This is a genomic window from Shewanella sp. VK101 (assembly GCF_056497865.1).
In genome coordinates this window covers 3,756,476-3,774,909 of the sequence record NZ_CM151402.1, presented here as the reverse complement: position 1 = coordinate 3,774,909, position 18,434 = coordinate 3,756,476, and the positions used below count along the sequence as shown (strand labels likewise).

General features: G+C 54.6%; 21 protein-coding genes. 9 read left to right on the top strand and 12 right to left on the bottom strand.

Annotated features, from left to right (window positions below; translation table 11 throughout):
• The first annotated feature begins 7 nt into the window (after nt 1-7).
• From ACSHSR_RS16915 to ACSHSR_RS16895, 5 genes are all read left to right on the top strand, one after another.
• Entirely contained in the window at nt 8-1,066 is a 1,059-nt protein-coding gene (locus ACSHSR_RS16915; protein ID WP_479630971.1) for an aminoglycoside phosphotransferase family protein, read from the top strand.
• Nucleotides 1,063-1,746, top strand: coding sequence for an N-acetylmuramate alpha-1-phosphate uridylyltransferase MurU (murU, locus tag ACSHSR_RS16910; protein ID WP_479630970.1), 684 nt, complete (start codon nt 1,063-1,065; stop codon nt 1,744-1,746). Before ACSHSR_RS16915 ends, murU begins: the two co-directional genes overlap by 4 nt.
• Nucleotides 1,747-1,830: 84 nt before the next feature.
• Complete coding sequence (gene djlA / locus ACSHSR_RS16905; RefSeq protein WP_028781624.1) at nt 1,831-2,604, top strand: co-chaperone DjlA; 774 nt, start codon at nt 1,831-1,833, stop codon at nt 2,602-2,604.
• Nucleotides 2,605-2,662: 58 nt separating this feature from the next.
• Nucleotides 2,663-3,277, top strand: coding sequence for an outer membrane beta-barrel protein (locus ACSHSR_RS16900; protein WP_208166227.1), 615 nt, complete (start codon nt 2,663-2,665; stop codon nt 3,275-3,277).
• Between the two features lie 22 nt (nt 3,278-3,299).
• Nucleotides 3,300-4,253: a D-2-hydroxyacid dehydrogenase gene (locus tag ACSHSR_RS16895; protein WP_071237040.1), complete on the top strand. Its 954-nt coding sequence runs from the start codon at nt 3,300-3,302 to the stop codon at nt 4,251-4,253.
• A 16-nt stretch (nt 4,254-4,269) separates the two neighbouring features.
• Here the strand turns inward: ACSHSR_RS16895 and cyaB are convergent, their stop codons facing one another.
• Together cyaB and purT are read right to left on the bottom strand one after the other, a co-directional pair.
• Nucleotides 4,270-4,818, bottom strand: coding sequence for a class IV adenylate cyclase (cyaB, locus tag ACSHSR_RS16890; RefSeq protein ID WP_025011377.1), 549 nt, complete (start codon nt 4,816-4,818; stop codon nt 4,270-4,272).
• Between the two features lie 11 nt (nt 4,819-4,829).
• Nucleotides 4,830-6,005, bottom strand: a complete 1,176-nt coding sequence (gene purT, locus ACSHSR_RS16885; RefSeq protein WP_479630969.1) for a formate-dependent phosphoribosylglycinamide formyltransferase — start codon at nt 6,003-6,005, stop codon at nt 4,830-4,832.
• A gap of 184 nt (nt 6,006-6,189) precedes the next feature.
• Between purT and ACSHSR_RS16880 the strand changes: the two genes are divergently transcribed.
• Nucleotides 6,190-7,656 (top strand): AAA family ATPase, encoded by a 1,467-nt coding sequence (locus ACSHSR_RS16880; protein WP_479630968.1) that lies wholly within the window; start codon nt 6,190-6,192, stop codon nt 7,654-7,656.
• Here ACSHSR_RS16880 and ACSHSR_RS16875 read toward each other — a convergent pair.
• Nucleotides 7,647-8,174, bottom strand: coding sequence for a DUF4136 domain-containing protein (locus tag ACSHSR_RS16875; RefSeq protein ID WP_025011379.1), 528 nt, complete (start codon nt 8,172-8,174; stop codon nt 7,647-7,649). The genes ACSHSR_RS16880 and ACSHSR_RS16875 overlap by 10 nt on opposite strands.
• 148 nt (nt 8,175-8,322) lie before the next feature.
• Here ACSHSR_RS16875 and ACSHSR_RS16870 point away from each other — a divergent pair, with 148 nt between their 5' ends.
• Nucleotides 8,323-8,634 (top strand): DUF1289 domain-containing protein, encoded by a 312-nt coding sequence (locus ACSHSR_RS16870; protein WP_025011380.1) that lies wholly within the window; start codon nt 8,323-8,325, stop codon nt 8,632-8,634.
• Here the strand turns inward: ACSHSR_RS16870 and ACSHSR_RS16865 are convergent.
• From ACSHSR_RS16865 to ACSHSR_RS16850, 4 genes are read right to left on the bottom strand one after another with little or no spacing between them, the layout of a single operon-like run.
• Nucleotides 8,621-9,898, bottom strand: coding sequence for an ATP-binding protein (locus ACSHSR_RS16865; RefSeq protein WP_025011381.1), 1,278 nt, complete (start codon nt 9,896-9,898; stop codon nt 8,621-8,623). The two genes, ACSHSR_RS16870 and ACSHSR_RS16865, sit on opposite strands and share 14 nt — an antisense overlap.
• 19 nt (nt 9,899-9,917) lie before the next feature.
• Complete coding sequence (locus ACSHSR_RS16860; protein WP_025889263.1) at nt 9,918-10,631, bottom strand: response regulator; 714 nt, start codon at nt 10,629-10,631, stop codon at nt 9,918-9,920.
• Nucleotides 10,631-11,050 (bottom strand): DUF3019 domain-containing protein, encoded by a 420-nt coding sequence (locus ACSHSR_RS16855; RefSeq protein WP_025011382.1) that lies wholly within the window; start codon nt 11,048-11,050, stop codon nt 10,631-10,633. The genes ACSHSR_RS16860 and ACSHSR_RS16855 overlap by 1 nt, the downstream gene beginning before the upstream one ends.
• Before the next feature lie 6 nt (nt 11,051-11,056).
• Complete coding sequence (locus ACSHSR_RS16850) at nt 11,057-11,929, bottom strand: MipA/OmpV family protein (protein ID WP_479630967.1); 873 nt, start codon at nt 11,927-11,929, stop codon at nt 11,057-11,059.
• 201 nt (nt 11,930-12,130) lie between these two features.
• Between ACSHSR_RS16850 and ACSHSR_RS16845 the strand changes: the two genes are divergently transcribed.
• Both ACSHSR_RS16845 and ACSHSR_RS16840 read left to right on the top strand, forming a co-directional pair.
• Nucleotides 12,131-13,306, top strand: coding sequence for an acyl-CoA dehydrogenase (locus ACSHSR_RS16845; protein WP_144161653.1), 1,176 nt, complete (start codon nt 12,131-12,133; stop codon nt 13,304-13,306).
• A 13-nt stretch (nt 13,307-13,319) separates the two neighbouring features.
• Nucleotides 13,320-13,853 carry a GNAT family N-acetyltransferase gene (locus ACSHSR_RS16840; protein ID WP_224867864.1) on the top strand — a complete coding sequence of 178 codons (534 nt, stop codon included), beginning with the start codon at nt 13,320-13,322 and terminating at the stop codon, nt 13,851-13,853.
• On the opposite strand, the gene ACSHSR_RS16835 is transcribed toward ACSHSR_RS16840, so the two are convergent.
• The 5 genes from ACSHSR_RS16835 to ACSHSR_RS16815 all read right to left on the bottom strand — a co-directional run bounded on the left by ACSHSR_RS16835 (nt 13,854) and on the right by ACSHSR_RS16815 (nt 18,429).
• On the bottom strand, nt 13,854-14,948 hold the full coding sequence (locus ACSHSR_RS16835; RefSeq protein WP_025011384.1) for a calcium:cation antiporter: 1,095 nt from the start codon (nt 14,946-14,948) through the stop codon (nt 13,854-13,856).
• Between the two features lie 99 nt (nt 14,949-15,047).
• On the bottom strand, nt 15,048-16,841 hold the full coding sequence (locus ACSHSR_RS16830; protein WP_479630966.1) for a tetratricopeptide repeat-containing diguanylate cyclase: 1,794 nt from the start codon (nt 16,839-16,841) through the stop codon (nt 15,048-15,050).
• A complete protein-coding gene (locus ACSHSR_RS16825) occupies nt 16,795-17,067 on the bottom strand; it encodes a hypothetical protein (protein ID WP_028781613.1) in 273 nt (90 codons plus the stop codon). The genes ACSHSR_RS16830 and ACSHSR_RS16825 overlap by 47 nt, the downstream gene beginning before the upstream one ends.
• Complete coding sequence (locus ACSHSR_RS16820) at nt 17,064-17,876, bottom strand: SAM-dependent methyltransferase (RefSeq protein WP_044735032.1); 813 nt, start codon at nt 17,874-17,876, stop codon at nt 17,064-17,066. Before ACSHSR_RS16820 ends, ACSHSR_RS16825 begins: the two co-directional genes overlap by 4 nt.
• 34 nt (nt 17,877-17,910) lie before the next feature.
• Nucleotides 17,911-18,429 carry a GNAT family N-acetyltransferase gene (locus ACSHSR_RS16815; protein WP_109248039.1) on the bottom strand — a complete coding sequence of 173 codons (519 nt, stop codon included), beginning with the start codon at nt 18,427-18,429 and terminating at the stop codon, nt 17,911-17,913.
• Nucleotides 18,430-18,434 lie beyond the last annotated feature (5 nt).

Sequence of the window (18,434 nt, the reverse complement as noted above, 5' to 3'; positions counted from 1 at the left end):
CCATGAGATGACCTTGTCTGATCCCAGATTTCTTTCCATGTCGTGCTGGTTGCAGCAACTTTTCGGTAAGCCCTTGCAAGCCAAGCTGATTTCCGGTGATGCCAGCTTTCGGCGTTATTTTCGTCTCAATGTCGATGGTTGTGATTACATAGTCACGGACTCACCTCCCAACTTATTGGATAACAAGCCCTTTATTGCCTTGGCGCGGGCGTATCACCAAGCGGGCATTCGGGTGCCCAAGGTGCTTGAGTTCAATGAGGAAGCGGGTTTTATTCTGCAGCAGGACCTTGACGATAACTTGTTGTTGCCCGAGTTGACCGAAACCAATGTGAGTGACTGGTATCTCAAGGCGCTGGCGATTTTGCCGGATATCGCGGCGGTGCGGGAAAGTGAACTTGGCCCCTTGCCGGACTATGATGCGGCCTTTGTCGAACGCGAGCTGGCGATTTTCAGCGAGTGGCTGCTGGATAAACACTGGCAAGTCTCCCTGACAGATGCTGAGCATACTATGTTGGCTGAAAGCTTTGCTATTTTGACGGCCAGCGCGCTTGCGCAACCCCAGGTCGGCATGCACAGGGATTTTCACAGCCGTAATCTGATGCTTAAAGAGGGTAAGCTTTGGGTAATAGATTTTCAGGATGCCGTGTTGGGGCCTGTGACCTATGATGCAGTCTCGCTGCTGAGAGATTGCTATATACGTTGGCCGGATGCGATAGTCGAGCCGCTGCTCAAAGCCTTCTTTGAACAGTGTCGCGAGCTGGGGTTGGTTGGCAAAGATGTTGATTATGCCACCTTCAGTCGCTGGTTCGATCTCATGGGAGTGCAGCGACACCTGAAGGCGGCGGGTATCTTTGCCCGTTTGCACCACAGAGATGGCAAGTCAGGTTATCTCAAGGATATACCGCTTACACTCGGCTATGTGGCCGATATCTGCGAGCGTTATCCTCAGTTGCAGGCGCTTTCCTCCTGGGTCAGGCAGAGGTTATTACCACTGACTCAGCAGCCGGCTCAACCAGAATCTCAACCACAGTCCCGATCACAAGCAGAGGCACAGGAGCACAAATGAAGGCGATGATTCTGGCAGCCGGCAGAGGGGAGCGTCTGCGTCCCTTGACCGACAAGCTGCCTAAACCTCTGGTGACAGTGGCCGGTAAGCCCTTGATTGAGTATCACATTGAACGTTTGGCCGCCATGGGCGTGACTGAGTTGGTGATCAACTGCGCCTGGCAGGCAGACAAACTGATTGAACGCCTGGGAGACGGCAGCCGTTTTGGCGTGACGATTCATTACAGCCGTGAGATTGAGGCGCTGGAAACCGGCGGCGGGATCAAAAAAGCCCTGCCGCTACTTGGCAACGCGCCTTTTTTGGTGATTAACGGCGATGTGTTTATCGATGCCATGCCTGAGCTGCCCAATTTGGCTGCAGATACTCTGGCGCACCTGTTTCTGGTGGATAACCCGGCGCAGCATCCCGAGGGAGACTTCGCCTTGCTGCCGCAAACATTCGGCTATTCGCGGGCCAGTGACAGGGGCGCGCCCAGATACACTTTCTCCGGGGTGGGAATATATCGCCCCGAGTTATTCGATGGGGTAGCAGAGACACATTTTGCCTTGGCGCCGCTGCTGCGGCAAAAGATGGCGCAGGGGCTTATCAGTGGCAGTCATTTCACGGGTTACTGGTGTGATGTCGGCACCCTGGACAGGTTGCAACAGCTGGAGCTGAGGCAGGCTAAAGGGACTGTTTAACCACGAGCCCGCAAGCGGATAAGACAAGACAGTTCAAGATTGAGTATTGGCCCGGCCAAGCACGGGCGCACTATGGGATAACAGATGCGTATTTGGGGTAAATTTTTCGGCGGTGTCATTGGCTTTATGTTCGGGCGTTTCTTCGGCGCCTTGCTGGGGATCTGGCTTGGGCATCTATATGACAAGCGGATGGCGGCCTCTCAGGGCCTACCGGGGGGCAGTCGGCAGGCACAGTTTTTCAATACCACTTTTGCCGTTATGGGGCATATCGCCAAGGCCTCGGGGCGGGTGACCGAAAATGATATCCGTATGGCCACCAGTCTGATGGATATGCTGCGCCTCAGCGGCACGGCACGAAAAGACGCCCAGCAGGCGTTTCGCGAGGGCAAGGAGCCGGACTTTGAACTGGAAGCCAGCCTGCGCCGCTTTCGGCGCATCACCTTTGGTCGCCGGGAAGTACAGCAGATGTTTCTGGAAATTCAAATCCAGACTGCCCTATCTGACGGTGAGCTGCAGGACAAGGAATATGCAATACTGCAGGTGATTGCCAGAGAGCTGGGATTCAGCAGCTTTCAGCTCGATGAACTGCTCAAGCGTTGGCAAGCGGAGCTGCGTTTTCAACAAGCTCCCGGCGATCATAGACCATCGGTTGCCGATGCCTATGAAGTCTTGGGGCTGTCAGAATCCGCCAGCGATCAGGACATCAAACGCGCCTATCGCAAATTGATGAATGAACACCATCCGGATAAGTTGGTAGCCAAGGGCTTACCGGAAGAGATGATGGAGTTGGCCAAGCGTAAGGCTCAGGATATTCAGGCGGCTTACGACAGGGTCAAGAGCAGTAGAGGAATGCGCTGAGCCTCGCCCTTGGGTGTTGGCTCATGCTGTTAAAGAGGGTTCACCCAAGGAGAGCGCCATGAAACTTGCTTATTCAATTCCCTTGTTATTGGCCCTGAGCGGTCAGGCTCAGGCCGAAGTGTTTGTTGCGCCGTTCGGCGGCTACAGCTTTGGCGGCAATGATCTGGACTATAGGTCCAGCGAAAGCACGGTTAATAACAACAGTAGTGCGGATATTACCGAGGCCGGTCATTTTGGCTTTATGTTGGGGCTGACGACGTCAGAGCCGGGTGACATGTATCTGCTTTACTCCCATCAGGGCACAGAGCTCAGTGGCAGCGGTTTCCCGGGCACTGACAAGCTGATGGACCTCAGCGTCGATTATCTGCATCTGGGGGGCACCCTCTATTTTCCCAAAGACAAGCTGCGGCCCTATGTCACCGCCAGTGCCGGTTTGACGCAATTGCGTCCCGAGCATGGCAGCAACGAAACCCGTTTTTCCATGGGGCTAGGGCTGGGGTTGGATTATCAACTGCTGGAGCAGCTATCCCTGTTTGCCGATGTGCGCGGCTATGCGACCCTGATAAACAGCGACAGCAGCCTGTTTTGCGATGCCAATCAGTGCTTATGGCATATCAGGGGCGATACCCTGTGGCAGGGGCAGGCCAATCTGGGGTTAAGATACCGTTTCTGAGTGGGGTAACAAAGAGGTGAGTATGAGCTTAAAAATAGTGGTTCTGGATGGCTTTTGTCTCAATCCTGGTGATCTCGATTGGTCGCCACTCAAGGCACTTGGGGAGCTTAGCGTCTATGACAGAACCCCGGCGGAGCTTGTGCTGCAGCGCGCCCAAGGCGCCGATGTTTTGCTCACCAACAAGACAGTGCTCGGGGCGCAGCAACTGGCGGCGCTGCCTGGGCTCAAGTACGTAGGCATTCTTGCCACGGGCACCAATGTGGTTGACTTACAGGCCGCCGGCGACCTTGGCATCACAGTCACCAATGTGCCTGGCTATGGTCCGGATGCGGTGGCGCAGATGGTCTTTGCCCATCTCTTGTATCACACCCAACAAGTGGCGCAGCACCACCAGGCGGTGGTGGCGGGGGCCTGGAGCCAGTGCACCGACTTCTGTTTTACTCTGTCACCGCTGATGTCACTCTCGGGCAAGGTGATGGGAATTGTCGGTTATGGTGATATAGGCTCGCGAGTGGCGAATATAGCCAGGTCACTGGGGATGCGGGTGCTGCTGCATACCCGAACTGAGCGCCATGACCTGGCCGAAGGCATCAGCTGGGCGCCACTGGAGCAGCTGTATCGTGAAGCCGATGTGATCTCGCTGCACTGCCCGCTGACAGCGGCGACCGAGAAGATGATCAATCAAGACTCGCTGCAGCTGTTAAAGCCCGGGGTGATTTTGATCAATACCGCCCGTGGCGGGCTGGTGGATGAAACTGCGCTTGCCACAGCACTCAATCAGGGCAAGTTGCGGGCCGGAGTGGATGTGCTCTCCAGTGAACCCCCTATGCCGGATAACCCCTTACTCAATGCCAAAGGCGTCAGCATAAGTCCGCACAATGCCTGGGCGACGCTAGAGGCCAGGCAGAAGCTGTTGGATATTGCCGTGGACAATCTGCGCGCCTTTATTGGCGGAGACTCTGTTAACCAGGTTTAGACGCTATTAACCGAGTTTAACTGTTGCACAGTTGCCGATAGGAGCGGGACTCCAACATGGCTTGGGTCAGCCCGAACCGGGCCGCCAGTTGCCAAAGCTCGCTGCGAAGCTGCTCCAGCTTATCGCTATCGTCGGTCATGATCGCCAGCTCGGCAAAATCGCCGAGCCCCGCCAGGCTGTCCAGCGTCATATGCCACTTGCCGATAAAGTAGATGCTGCGGCGTTTTTGCAGCCGCTGCACCGGCACATAGCCCATGGCGCTGAGCATGCTGCGGGCCCTGGCAGCATCCGAGATATTGACCGCTTCACAGCAATCTGCTCCCGGGCCCTTGAGGATCCACAGCAGATTGTTGGATGGCTGCATCTCCCGGATGCACAGTGACTTGTCCGCCGCGGCCAGTTGACCATCCGGGGTATCGAAGTAGCAGTCGTCCTCCTGATTATCGGCAAACATGCACTCATGCTCCATGGCATTGATGCGCTCAAGCAGTTGTTGTTTGCTGCAAGACTCATTCAGACGGAACTTGAGTTCCACTTCATACTTACCCTGAAAATGCTGGCTCATGGCGGTCTCTTTTAAAAAATCACTTCTACTTTGGCGGCGCTGCGTAGCGCCTTGTCTATGGCGCTTTGAATATCCAGATCCCTTGCCAGGGCAACACCCAGACGGCGGCGACCATGGATCTCCGGCTTGCCGAACAGTCGTAGCTGGGTGTCGGCTTCGCTCAGCGCTGCTGCAAGGCCTGTGTAACGCAGGTTGTCTGAGTCGCCTTCTTTGAGCACCACAGCCGAAGCGCTGGGGCCGTGCTGGCGGATATTGGCGATCGGCAATCCGAGAATGGCACGCACGTGCAGGGCAAACTCGGACAGATCCTGGCTTATCAGGGTTACTATGCCGGTGTCGTGGGGCCGGGGCGAGACTTCAGAGAAGTAGACTTCATCGCCCTTGATAAAGAGTTCTACCCCAAACAAACCATAGCCGCCGAGCGCCTCAACCACTTTGGCGCCTATCTGTTGTGCCTTTTCCAGGGCCGCTTGGCTCATGGCCTGTGGCTGCCAGGATTCGCGGTAGTCACCGTCTTCCTGCCTGTGGCCTATAGGCGCACAGAAATGAATGCCGTTAACTGCACTTATGGTGAGCAGGGTGATTTCGTAGTCGAAAGGCACAAAACCTTCGACTATCACCCGGCCTTGACCGGCGCGGCCACCTTGCTGGGCATACTCCCAGGCCGCGGCTATCTGGGCTTGCTCGCGGATCACGCTCTGGCCCTTGCCCGATGAGCTCATCACAGGCTTGACCACGCAGGGCAAACCTATTTGGGCCACCGCCTGATTGAATTCTGTCTCAGTGTCGCAAAAGACGTAGGGCGACGTGGGGATCCCCAGCGTCTCTGCTGCCAGACGGCGAATGTCTTCTCTGTCCATGGTCAACTGGGTGGCTCTGGCAGTGGGTACTACCTTCAGGCCTTCGGCCTCCATCTTTGCCAGCGTTGCTGTGGCTATGGCTTCGATTTCCGGAATGACCAGATGGGGTTTCTCCAGCTCTATGACGGCGCGCAGCGCCTCGGGATCGAGCATGTTCACCACATGAAAACGATGGCTGACCTGCATGGCAGGGGCATTGGGGTAGCGGTCGACGCCGATGACTTCGACGCCCAGGCGCTGCAGTTCAATCGCAACTTCTTTGCCCAGTTCGCCGCAGCCGAGCAGCATGGCGCGCACGGCGCCTTGGCTAAGGGGAGTGCCTAACATAGTGTGGGTACCTTTGGTTATTGTAGCTGCCTGTGGCAGCGGATTTTTTTGCTAGTTTACCCTTTGGCAATCGGCTTGGGCGGAAGGCTTGATAAATTGTGCGCTGGATCACTGCTTGCGCTGCTGTGGCGGATGTTGAAACTTTGTTATTCTTAAGTCCGCTATTATCGTGCGGGAAGCCAGAATGCAGGATGTCAAAGACTTAACCGGGGTGCTCAGGGGCGGTACGCCCTTGGTGATAATTGAAACGTATGAGGAGCCCAGGGTACTGGAGCTGCTCAAACGAGTGGCCGGTGTGCTGATGCGGCCCCTGTATGGCTGGAGTGTTACCCAGGGGCTCAAGCGGCTGGACAGGGAAGTCGGGGTGCAGAAATTCAATGCCGAACCGACCGATATTCTGGCGCACATCAAGGCCAGCCAGCAACAGGGGATCTATGTGCTCTGTGACTTTCACCCCTATGTGGTCGATGCGCCGCGTAACGTGAGAATGATCAAGGAGATTGCCCTTGAGCACGAAACCTTGCAGCACACCCTGGTGATGGTCAGCCACGCCTTTGATGTGCCCCCTGAACTGAGCCGATACTGCGCTCATTTCTCCCTCTCCATGCCAGGGCAGGCCCAGTTGGAAAACCTCATTATAGAGGAAGCGCGCCTGGCCCGAGCCAAAGGGGTATTGAATCGTCTCGATGAAGCCGTGATCCCACTGCTTGCCGGTAATCTTCGTGGTCTGAGCCATGCCGATGCACGACGTCTTGCCCGTAAGGCCATCTGGGATGATGGTGCCTTGTGTCACTCGGATATTCCTGTGGTCAACAAGGCCAAGTTTGAGCTTTTGGATATGGAAGGTGTGCTGCAATTTGAGTACGACACCTGTGACTTTGCCGATGTTGCCGGGCTGTCCAGACTCAAGGAGTGGCTGAACCACAGACGCCTTGGCAGCGATGCGCAATCATTCGATACGCCCAAGGGCGTGATGCTGCTCGGGGTGCAGGGTAGCGGCAAGAGCCTGGCGGCCAAGGCGGTGGCCGGGATCTGGCAGCGGCCTTTACTGCGCCTGGATATGGCCGGACTCTACAATAAGTACATAGGCGAGACGGAGCGCAACCTCAAGAAAGCGCTGGAGATGGCGGAATTGATGGCGCCCTGCGTACTCTGGATAGATGAAATTGAAAAGGGGCTGGGCAGCAGTAACTGCGATGAAGGCACCTCGAAGCGGATCCTCGGCACCCTGCTGACCTGGATGGCAGAGCGCAAGTCAGAAGTCTTTATGGTGGCAACCGCCAACGATATCAGCGCGCTGCCCCCCGAGCTGCTGCGTAAGGGACGCCTGGATGAGATATTTTTTGTCGACCTGCCGGACAGCTCCACCCGGGAGGAGATCTTCCGCATCCACTGCCGTAAGCGCAATATCGATCCGGCCGCGCTGGAATTGGCGAGTCTGGCAAGCGCCAGTGAAGGTTTCTCCGGCGCCGAGATAGAGCAGGCGGTTATTTCTGCCCGTTATGCCGCGAGGGCAGCTGGGCAGGAGGCCAATCAGGCCTGGCTGCTCGATGCCCTGAGTCGGACCCGCCCCTTATCTGTGGTGATGGCCGAAAAGCTCAATGCCCTGCGTCAATGGGCCAACGGCCGCACTGTGATGGCTCACGGTTGAGGCGGAAACTGGCTCAGGATCCGCATCACGGTTTCCCGGGTTGCCTGAGCCTTACCTTCGCCGCCATCGCTGAAGCTGAACTGATCGCTGCCGCGCCAGATGAGGCGGTTGCTGGTGGCCTCTATGATATCGATTTGTATGGTCTGGAGTTTGGCATCGGCTCCCAGAGGCACACCCACACTGGTGCCCACGCCTATGCCACCGCCAGATCCCCAGGTGCCGCTGCCAAGACCGATGGAGAGGCCCTTGTCTTTCGGCTTATCTGTAGTGCGAAAGGCAAAGGAAACCTTGAAGTCCGCTGACTCGGTGACTTCGATAAATTGTTTGCTTTTTAGTGTGTCGACAATCGCCTGATTGATCCGCTCGGCGCTCAGGGGATCATCACTGCTGGAAATCGGCAGGGGGGTGAACTTTTGTAGCTTGGCGAAGCTGTATCCTGGGTCGTAGTCTTGTTTCGGCTGCTGGGCGCAGGCTGTCAGCAGCAGGGGTAACAGCAGCAAGAGTGTCCTGAATTTCATCGCTTGTCCTCCGTGAAGGGATATACCTTACCCTGTGACTTTGTGCCAAAGCGGCCGTCAGTGCAAGAAGTGGATAAAAAATCGCCTTTTTAAGAATGAGATGATATACCTAAGGTTCAGCCGTCAGAGAGCCTGCATTTACGCCCCTATGGAACAACTGGTCTTTTTTGATATCCCCAGCCCCTGTATCGGTGTCTGCCAGACAGATGCTAAGGGCTATTGCAAAGGTTGTTTTCGGAACCGCGAAGAGAGGTTCGATTGGCTCAACTTTTCCGATGCTCGTAAGTTGGATGTCATTCGCCTGTGCAAGGCGCGCAAAAGGCGCTGGCAACTGGCGCAGATAAAGGCGCGCAGGGAACAGCTCAAGGAGGAAGAGTTGCAGTTGAATCACAGCCTGGACTTTGATGCCAAAGGCGACGAAGACGAACCTCTGGACTTCAGTGATTTCAGTCTCGATTGAATTCCCGCTTGGGCAGGCTGATGCAAAAACGGGTTTCCCCGGGGCAGCTGAACAGCAGGATTTCGCCGTGATGGCGCTCGACTATGCGCTTGATAATTGCCAGCCCCAGCCCAAAGCCTTTATTGCTGTTACGTGAGGTATCGCTGCGGACAAAAGGCTCGAAAATCTTGTGCTGTTCCTCTTCTGGGATCCCTTCACCATCGTCTTTAACCTCGATAGTTACCCTGTCTTTTTCTTCATTCAGAGTCACCAGGATTTGGCTTTCGGCAAAGCGCTGGGCGTTGGTGAGCAGGTTTTGCAGTGCTCTTTCAATCAAGGCCGGTTCACAGGTGAAGGGCAGTTTGGCGACTGAGCTATCCAGGGTTATCGGAATCGGGCTCAGGCTCTGCAGTCTGTCTATCACTTGGCGGCAGAGGGCGGTGAGATCGCAGCTCTCCTGTCTCAGCCCTGTTTGGGCCGACTCCAGGCTGGCGTAGGTGAGCATCTCCTGCAGCAAGGATTCCATCTCTTTGACATCTTCTGTCATGCCGGCAATAAAGTCGGCTCTGGCCGCTTCATCGGCGCCTTCACGGCAATAGTTGGGGATCAGCGCCAGGGCAAACTTGAGCCTGGCCAGCGGAGTGCGGATCTCGTGGGAGACAGCATTGGCCAGGTGGCGCTGGTTGTCGATAAGAGCCCCGATGTGCCGCGCCATCTCATTGAAGGTGTGCGCCAGGGGTTTTACCTGAGAACGGGGTGACAGCTTGATACGGGTATCCCATTTGGCCTGACCAAGTGCCTGGGTGGCTTGTTTCAGCACTTTGAGATCCCGTGATAGCGGCCAGACCCAAACCAGGGCAACCCCGGCCAGAGATAGATAGAAGAACAGGGTGAACAGGCCGCGCAGACTGGCTCTGGGGTCTGTATCTATTGGGCCTGTCATCAGCACCTGTTGATCCAGACGGATAAACTGCATCTGCTTGCCAGAGTTGGTCAGGGTGGTGAAGACTTCACCGGGAGCCAACTCGCCATCGTCTGCCAGGGTGATCTTGTCGGCACTGAACAGACGCAGCGGGTAAGTGGCATTGACATTGGCGGCGGCAATCGCCTGTTGCCGCTGCTCTGGGGGCATGGGCTTCAGCATGGCCGCCATCGCCATCAAAGGCGCATCGGCCAACAGTTCCGCCTCGTCATCGTGTTGCTGCCAGAGGGCGTCGAGGGTCCATCCCAGCCCGAGAAAACTCAGGCTGATCAGCAGGTACAAACTGATGAAGAGGCGTTTCACGCGGTAACCTAAAAGAGGATTAGCTGTTCCAGGCCTCGGGAGCAAATAGATATCCCTGGCCCCAGACCGTCTTGATCCTGAACGGTGTTTCTATGTTATCGCCCAGCTTCTTGCGCAGGCGGGAAATGCGCACGTCTATCTTGCGATCCTTGCCGTCGAAATCGATATTCAGCAAGCATTGGTAGATATACTGGCGGCTCAGCACCTGGCCGGCCTGGGATGCCAGCAGCCACAGGAGTTCAAATTCGTGACTGGTGAGATCCACCTCTTTCTCGCCCAAACGAATCGCCTGGGTGTGAGGATCTATGCTCAGCTTGCCAAAGCTCAGGCAGTGGGATTCTGCCATAGGTGGCTTGGTATGACGTCTCAGCAGATTGTTGATCCGCGCGACCAAGAGTGCCGGGTCAACCGGTTTAACCACATAGTCATCGGCGCCCAGTTCCAGGCCCTTGATTTGATCTTCATTGGAGCCAAGTGCGCTCATCAGCAGGATAGGGCCGGCAAAGTAATCCGGCAGCTTTTCACATAATGTCAGTCCATCCATCCCCGGCAGCATGATGTCCAACAGGATAATGTCCGGTTTGTAGTTAAGCAGTCTGGTCAGTACTGTGTCACCGCGGCGCTCAACTTCTACATGCATGCCATGGGACTTGAGATAATCCACAATAAGGTTGGCAAGACGAATGTCGTCTTCCACCAATAAAACTCGGTGAGTCGATTGCGCTGAGGTCATCAGAATAAACTCCAAGGGTTACGATATCTTCGCCTGACGCTGGTGTCAGACACGGGCGTAGTTCTAAAGTAAACGCCGGCTAAGGTTTGCCATGTGTCTTTATCTACCATGACAAAGTGAATGTCCTCACTGGTTGTGAGTCGGAATGTGAGGCTGTGCACATCTTCAGTTTCACTGCACCAACGTTGTAACCCTTCGTAATCAGAAAGGATACAAACCGCACCGTTTGTATTACTCCAGCTTAAACTGACGTCAAGCGAACAGGTGTCCTCTTCACTCTTGAGAATACAGAGCTGTGGAGTGATAGCCAGCTTGGCTTCTTGATTATTATTATCTGGTTCGGCCTGTACCTTGGCTGCAAATATCATTGACAACATCAGCAGCGGGAACAGCCAACACCAGCCTTTTGCTAAGCGCACCTTGTTTTAAAACCTATAGGCAGCACCAATGAAAAAAGCTCTGACATCATCTTCATCCAGCAGAGGGCTCTTGGCTATTTCATCGGCAAGTTGGGTATAACGCAGTCCTAATACAAGATCCCAGTCCTCGTTGAGGCTATAGCGACCGGTAAACTCCAGTCCGCGGTTAAAGCCTGAACTCCCCTGGTACGCCTGACTCCAATAGGCATTCTCGCTTGGTCTTACGCCAAAGTAAAAGTCGACTATTTCTTTACTCTTCCATTCTATGTTCAGGGCAAACTCCAGTTTCCAGCGTTCCAATGTCAGATGATATAACCACCTGGCTTTGGCTTCAGTGCCCCGGTGAACATTGAACATATCATGTGTAAGCGAAAGATTCAGTATACCGTATCGAGTGTAAATAAAAGCCTCGGCTCCGCCAAGAAATGTAAAGTGCCTGTCCTCTAATTCGTTAAAAACTTTTGGTGGTTCATTGCTTTGCATTAACATAACCGGCGCGGCGCGGCTCTCAGGGGTAATGGAGACTTGAGATCCGCCACTGAAGGTAAACACATTGCTGGGATCCCAGCGGTAGAAAAAAGCCCGCTCTCTGCTGTAAGCCGTCACCAGGTTGATGGTGTAGTTTTCCGACTCCGCCAGGGTCAGTCCCAGATTACCGTTGTCAAAAAACCAGTTCTCACCATAGTAGGCAATACTGGGGATCACATAGAGGGGAATATCGTCCTGATGGCGCAAGGGGTTGCTCTTTTGGCCGTAACCCAAAGCCAGTCCAAGATCCCATTCACCAACAGGTATGCACTCTCTCTCCTCGCAATAGGGATGGGCCCAGGCGCTGAGAGAAAAGAGGCTGATAATGAATAAACAGAGCCGTACAGACATGAATACCGGAAATATCAGTAATAACTATGACCAAGATTGTGCAGAAGATTAGCATTTGTCCGGCGCAAATTCAGAGATTTCTTTCATAAAGGTTGCAATTTGATACAGGCGTAATCTTTGTTTGGCAGAGGTTTCAGCTCTGGGCAGACATCCGGGACTGAGGTAGCATGATGAAAATCAGCTGAAAAAAAGGACAAAGCTATGGCCCGTAATCCCTTCGATTGGCAAGATCCCTTGCAGTTTGACAGTCTGTTGCAGCCGGAAGAAAGGATGATCCGTGACACTGTGCATGAATATGCCCAAAGCAAGTTGCAACCCAGGATCCTGCAGGCAAATCGCGAGCAATACTTTGATCCAGAGATCATGACAGAGCTTGGTGCTCTGGGGTTACTCGGGGCGACTCTGCCGACTGAATATGGCGGCGCCGGGGTCAACTATGTCAGCTATGGCCTAATTGCCCGGGAGATAGAGCGGGTCGACAGTGGTTATCGCTCGGCCATGAGTGTGCAGTCCTCTTTGGTGATGCATCCGATTTTTGCCTACGGCAGTGAAGAGCAGAAACAGAAATACCTGCCAAGGCTGGCACGGGGTGAGCTGATTGGCTGTTTTGGCCTGACCGAGCCGGATGTAGGTTCAGATCCCGGCGGCATGAAGACTCGCGCCGAAGCCATCCCGGGAGGGTATCGGCTCCATGGCAACAAGATGTGGATCACCAATTCACCGATTGCCGATCTCTTCCTGGTTTGGGCCAAGCTGGATGGGGTCATTCGTGGCTTTTTAGTGGAAAAGGGCACCCCTGGGCTGTCGGCGCCCAAGATAGAGGGCAAGTTCTCTCTCAGGGCCTCGATAACCGGCGAAATTGTGCTGGACGGGGTTGAAGTGGGTGTCGATGCTTTGCTGCCCAACGTCGAGGGGCTCAAGGGGCCCTTTGGTTGTCTCAACAAGGCCAGATACGGCATCGCCTGGGGCGCCTTGGGCGCGGCCGAGTTTTGCTGGCATGCCGCGCGGCAATACAGTCTGGACCGAGTCCAGTTTGGCAGGCCGCTGGCGGCCAATCAGCTGATCCAGAAAAAGCTGGTGGACATGCAGACAGAGATCACCACGGCGCTGTTTGCCTGCTTGCAGGCCGGTCGCTTGCTGGATCAGGACAGTTTGGCTATCGAGGCCATCTCGCTAATCAAGCGTAACTCCTGCGGCAAGGCGCTCGAAGTCGCTCGCCAGGCCAGGGACATTCACGGTGGTAATGGTATCAGTGACGAGTTTCATGTTATCCGGCATCTGATGAACCTGGAAGCGGTCAATACCTATGAGGGGACCCATGATATTCATGCCTTGATCCTGGGACGGGCCCAGACAGGCTTGGCGGCTTTTAGTTAAGGAGAACAACAGAGTGCAGGTAACAGAGTTTGAACCCAAGGTGAGTCAGTCACAACAAGAGGTAGTGGTGCGCCACAGCGAGCACACGGATATTCCGGCAATACGGGCGCTATTTACTCAGCCAAGCTGTTATGCCGGCACCTTGCAGCAGCCCTTTCCGTCACTCGAAAAGTGGTATAAGCGTCTGGGCGAACTGCCGGATGGTTATTATTCACTGGTCGCAGAGTGGCAAGGGGAGGTGGCCGGTCAGCTCTCCTTACAGGTACAAACCAACCCCAGACGTAAGCATGTGGCCGATCTGGGGATGGCGGTGAGTGAAGAGTGCCGCGGTATCGGCGTGGGTTCTACGCTGTTGGCAGCCGCTGTGGATTTGGCCCATAACTGGTTGGCGGTGAGACGCCTTGAGCTGACGGTTTATACCGACAATCACGCCGCCATAGCGCTCTACAAACGCCATGGCTTTGTGATTGAGGGCGAGGCGAGGGACTATGCCTTCCGTGATGGCGAATATGTGGATGTGTTTTTCATGGCCAACATCCGCGAATGATTACTCAAACATCAAGAACAGATAGACCACAAACAACACCAAGTGAGTCGCCCCGTGCAGTGCATGGGTGCGGCCACTGCTGAAACTCACCTTACAAACCATCAGCGTGGTCACCAGCAGTACCATATCTGCGGGACTGAGCCCCAGCCTGACCTCTTCACCGGCAATACTGCCCACCAGAAGTACCGCAGGTACGGTCAGGGCTATGGTGGCCAGCACAGAACCAAAATAGAGATTCATCGCTCTTTGCAACTGATTATTGAGCGCGGCTTTTATGGCACCCACAGCTTCCGGCGCGAGAATAATACAGGCTACCAGGAAGCCACCCAGGCTCGCCGGCGCGCCCAGAGTGGTAATGCTGTAGTTGATGGGCATGGCCAGGGTCTTGGCCAGCAGCATTACGGTTACCAGGCAGATGAGCAACAGCACTCCGTGGTAGAGGTTGGAGTGGCTGGAGGCATGATGATGGTGCTCATCATCCAGGTGGTCGGCATCAACAAAAAAGTGGCTATGGCTCTTGGTTTGGATCATCAGGAAGATGCCGTAGAGCATAATCGACACCAAGCCAAGCATCCAGGACATGGAAACCGATAAGCCGCCTATGCTGCCGCCTTCGGTAAAGTTGGGCAGCACCAGACACACCAAGGCCAGCGGGATAATGGCGACCAGGTAGGATTTTACCCCATCGAGATTGAATTGCTGGGTATGATAGCGCCAACCGCCCAGCAGCAGCGTCAGCCCCACCAGGCCGGTAGAGATGATCATCACCACGGCAAACATGGTGTCCCGGGCCAGGGTTGGGTTGGAGTCACCTGTCAGCATCACAGAGGAGATCATCACCACTTCCAATGAGATCACCGACAGGGTGAGGATCAGGGTGCCATAGGGATCGCCCAGTCGAATAGCCAGAATATCTGAATGGCGCACGACTCCGAAAATGGTCCAGATCACTACCACAAGCAGCAATATCGACAGCGGGATATAAACGGCGAGCGGAGTTCCGTCCGCCAGATACTCAGCGCCACCTGTCTTAAAGAATAACAAGGTAATCAAGGCGATAAGCAGTGATATTTCTTCTTTGATAAAAGCCAGCATGGCAGGTTTCCATCGTCGCTATAAAGCCGCATTATACTTTGGCATTGGTGTCAAAAAAAACACCAATATGCTGTTTTGCCCTGTTTTTTCCACCCGAATTCAGGGGATATCGGCAGCACTGCACACCTGGTTGCGACCATTTTTCTTGGCCTGGTACATGGCCTTGTCGGTATCTGCCAAGAGCGCCTCCAACTGATAGCCCGAAATTGCAGCTTCAGAGACCCCAAAGCTGGCGGTCAAGGTAAAGCTGTGGCCCGAATCCGAGGTATCGACCTGCTCCAATAATTCCCGCAGAATTTCGGCAAAGGCTATCGCCTTGTCGATACGGGTCTCAGGCATCAACAAGCAAAACTCTTCGCCACCAATGCGCCCTAGTATTTCCTTGCCGTTACATAGGTTTCGGGCGATACGGGCCACTTCCCTCAGCGCCCAGTCTCCGGTCTTGTGACCTTTGGTGTCGTTGATACGTTTGAAATTATCCAAATCCAGCATGATGCAACTCACCGGCAGTTGCTGCAGCTTGCAGTATTCCAGCGCGCTGAGCCCGACCTGAGTGAAATGCCCGCGGCTGAAAATCCCGGTGAGGCAATCAAACTCGGCCAGCTCCCGTAACCGTTTCTGGGTTTTCCAGGATTGGTATCCCCATGTAAGCAGCAAAGTGATGACACAGAAAAGTGCCGCTATCAGCAGCTTGTGGTTGTGGGACTCTGTCTCGGCCAACTGTTGTTTGACCTTGAGCAGCTTGTTCTGTTCATCCAGCAGTGCGATACGGTTTTTTTGCTCCACGCTTTGGTGTTCCGCCAACTGGAATGCCAGGGTCTTGGCTCTGATCTCGTCGAGAAAGGCTTTATCGGCTTCGGAATACTGTATATAGGCATCCAACGCCGCATCAAGGTCGCCGCTTTGCCAGTAATACTGATACAGCACCCGAAAGGCTCGGATACTGGGGTCGCCCTTGCCGGCTTCGGCACCGCCTGCCACGGCTTGGATGGCAAACTCTTTGGCGAGTTCTGGTTCATCTGTGCGCCAATAAGCTTCGGCAAGCAGCGAATAATAGCTGGCAATCATAGGGGCATAGCGAGTCGACTCCATTTGGGGAAGCTGATGTAACAAAAGCTCCAGCGCCTGCTGTGGTTTGCCCTCATTGATATACAGCTCTGCCTGGTAACTGAGTATAGCGCTGGCGCCCACGGGTTCATTGGCTTCCCGGCAGATATTCAAGGCTTGGGCAAAAGCTCTGTCAGTGGCTTCAATACGCTTCAAGCCAAACAGCGCCTGCAGGCTGAGTTGGTCGGCAAAACAGAGGCTGCGACCATCATTGTGGCCCTTTTCCCTGAGCCTGGTGGCAAAGTGCAGCCCTTGTTGATACTGCCCCAGAAGGTTGTAGAAAACCGCAGCTACCGCCAGACCATGAACATAGAAGCCGTCGTCCTTGATTTGTGGCAAGAGTTGCAGGGTTTGTCGCAGGTTTTCGGCACCTTGGCTCCACTCGCGCTTGATGGCATTGGTATTGACCAAAGAGGTCAGCGCCCGAAAGCGGATTTCGAGCACAGCGCTAGATTGCACCAGCTCCTGATAGATACTGCGGGCTTTTTCCAAGCGGCCGTTGAAGGAGTGCTCGTAGGCGAGCAGGTAAGACAGGTAGTCCTGCTCGGCAGCAGACATATCGGTACGGCGCAGCTCCAGCTTTCTGAGCATGGCGCTGAACTGCCCGGGCGAACTCGAGCGGATTTCGTCGCTGCGTTGCAGCGCTTCTCCGAGTTCGTCCGAGCCTTGGGCCGCAGTGCTTGCTATCAGGCACAGCAGGGCGCAAATGAGCCGCCTGCCGCTGAGCCTCAGGTGCCGTCTAGCTGGCCACAGCTTGTAGCTGTGAAGCTTGATTCTCTTCGTCATCTTCCTGCTCGTCTTTTTCCGGTTCATCTTCGGCCGGGAAAAATATACAGAATACGTCCGGGCAAAGATCCAGCTCGGCCTTCAACTGCAGCAGATCTTTATCTTTGATGGCCGTGGCTATTTCGGCGGATACCCCGGCTTCAGTCAGAGCTTTATCCAGCGCCTCCGGGGCTTGCAGGCTCGGGTCGGCGCCCAGTCGGGCTAGCAGGTTAATCACTTTACTCATACACTCTCCTCGGGTTGATGATACAAGGGCGCCTTGCTACCCAATGCCGCAAGGCGTGCTCGCATTTCTAAGTTAGGTTCGGGTTTTGCAGCAGGAGGGATCACCAAAGTGGTATGGAGCGCCAAAGTGGCCTCTACAAGCTCGCGCAGTTTTATGGCTTCTCTTCTGGGTGAGGCCAGCGCCGTGGTGGCGGCTTCATAAAGCCAGCAGGAGTGCTCTGGACTGTAGAGCCGATAGAGTTCTTCCAACAAGAGTTGCCGATTCTTGGCGTCTGTGATTGTCAGCCCCATGTCGAGATCGCCTGCCAGGCCTATCTGCCACAGGATCAGAGTGGCAGTTGGATCGACTCGCCTGTGGTAGAGCATGAATTGGGTTGCTTCAAAGTGCTGGCAACCATTTTGACCGGGATCTATGCCAAGGTCGGCATAGAGGCAATCGGCAGCGGATATGCCTGGCAGCATCTGCGCCTCAAAGCCTTCATTCCTGGCAATGGTCACTGCCTGGTGAGGCGCTTTGGCAAACACGCCGGGATGTCCATAGAAGGCACCGACCACTTTTTTACCCAAACGAACTTCACTTAGCATGGTATCGACCATCTCCCGATAGCTGAGATGGCGGGATTTTCCGTGAGCATAGCAAGGCTGTAGCGAGCGGACATTGGCATTGAGTTCCTTAAGCCAGAGTTCGACCAGAGGGTCGGATACTCCACAAAACACTATATCGGCCTGCTCAATATGACTAAGGCTGACTGGACTCAGGTGAGCCCCCAGCATCATACCGACGCCGACACAGGTGATAGAGCCTTGCATTGATTTGGCCTCTTTAGTTGTTTTTCTAATGTTATCAATGTTTATTATTTTTTAAAGCGCTATTGCTGGTCTGCCACAGAAATGACATCAAGCGGGAGTGCTCAGGCTCGGCCATGACTGGCTTAAACCCCATAGCCAAGGCGACTTTTTTCATCGGTTCGTTCTTTTTATGAGTACGAAGCAGTAGCTCATCGAGGGTCGCTTCGCTTGAGAGTCGCTGCTGCATCAGGTGCAGTAGCTCCTTGGCATAACCTTGTCCCTGAGCCTGTGGGCGCAACAAAATGCCTATTTCGCCCACTCGTCCGTATCGGCTGAGGCCCAGTATGCCTATCGGGAGCTGCCTGCGGGTTTTGATACACCAACAATATGTTCGGGGCAGCAACTTGTTGTTGGCTGTCAGGGTATGGGTAAATCGTCTTTCGGCCTCTGTTTCACTGAGCTCAGTTGCGATAAAAGACATGACTTGAGGATCGCGATAAAGGCCGGTGAACAAGCCTTTATCCTCTGCTTTCAGAGGCGTTAACAGCAGTCTTGGACTGGTCAATCTGTTCATGACTC

Excerpts from the sequence above, each read along its gene's own strand:
- ACSHSR_RS16915 (WP_479630971.1), top strand. The coding sequence starts at position 8 with ATGACCTTGTCTGATCCCAGATTTCTTTCCATGTCGTGCTGGTTGCAG.
- murU (WP_479630970.1), top strand. The coding sequence starts at position 1,063 with ATGAAGGCGATGATTCTGGCAGCCGGCAGAGGGGAGCGTCTGCGTCCC.
- djlA (WP_028781624.1), top strand. The coding sequence starts at position 1,831 with ATGCGTATTTGGGGTAAATTTTTCGGCGGTGTCATTGGCTTTATGTTC.
- ACSHSR_RS16900 (WP_208166227.1), top strand. The coding sequence starts at position 2,663 with ATGAAACTTGCTTATTCAATTCCCTTGTTATTGGCCCTGAGCGGTCAG.
- ACSHSR_RS16895 (WP_071237040.1), top strand. The coding sequence starts at position 3,300 with ATGAGCTTAAAAATAGTGGTTCTGGATGGCTTTTGTCTCAATCCTGGT.
- cyaB (WP_025011377.1), bottom strand. The coding sequence starts at position 4,818 with ATGAGCCAGCATTTTCAGGGTAAGTATGAAGTGGAACTCAAGTTCCGT.
- purT (WP_479630969.1), bottom strand. The coding sequence starts at position 6,005 with ATGTTAGGCACTCCCCTTAGCCAAGGCGCCGTGCGCGCCATGCTGCTC.
- ACSHSR_RS16880 (WP_479630968.1), top strand. The coding sequence starts at position 6,190 with ATGCAGGATGTCAAAGACTTAACCGGGGTGCTCAGGGGCGGTACGCCC.
- ACSHSR_RS16875 (WP_025011379.1), bottom strand. The coding sequence starts at position 8,174 with ATGAAATTCAGGACACTCTTGCTGCTGTTACCCCTGCTGCTGACAGCC.
- ACSHSR_RS16870 (WP_025011380.1), top strand. The coding sequence starts at position 8,323 with ATGGAACAACTGGTCTTTTTTGATATCCCCAGCCCCTGTATCGGTGTC.
- ACSHSR_RS16860 (WP_025889263.1), bottom strand. The coding sequence starts at position 10,631 with ATGACCTCAGCGCAATCGACTCACCGAGTTTTATTGGTGGAAGACGAC.
- ACSHSR_RS16850 (WP_479630967.1), bottom strand. The coding sequence starts at position 11,929 with ATGTCTGTACGGCTCTGTTTATTCATTATCAGCCTCTTTTCTCTCAGC.
- ACSHSR_RS16845 (WP_144161653.1), top strand. The coding sequence starts at position 12,131 with ATGGCCCGTAATCCCTTCGATTGGCAAGATCCCTTGCAGTTTGACAGT.
- ACSHSR_RS16835 (WP_025011384.1), bottom strand. The coding sequence starts at position 14,948 with ATGCTGGCTTTTATCAAAGAAGAAATATCACTGCTTATCGCCTTGATT.
- ACSHSR_RS16830 (WP_479630966.1), bottom strand. The coding sequence starts at position 16,841 with ATGACGAAGAGAATCAAGCTTCACAGCTACAAGCTGTGGCCAGCTAGA.
- ACSHSR_RS16825 (WP_028781613.1), bottom strand. The coding sequence starts at position 17,067 with ATGAGTAAAGTGATTAACCTGCTAGCCCGACTGGGCGCCGACCCGAGC.
- ACSHSR_RS16820 (WP_044735032.1), bottom strand. The coding sequence starts at position 17,876 with ATGCAAGGCTCTATCACCTGTGTCGGCGTCGGTATGATGCTGGGGGCT.
- ACSHSR_RS16815 (WP_109248039.1), bottom strand. The coding sequence starts at position 18,429 with ATGAACAGATTGACCAGTCCAAGACTGCTGTTAACGCCTCTGAAAGCA.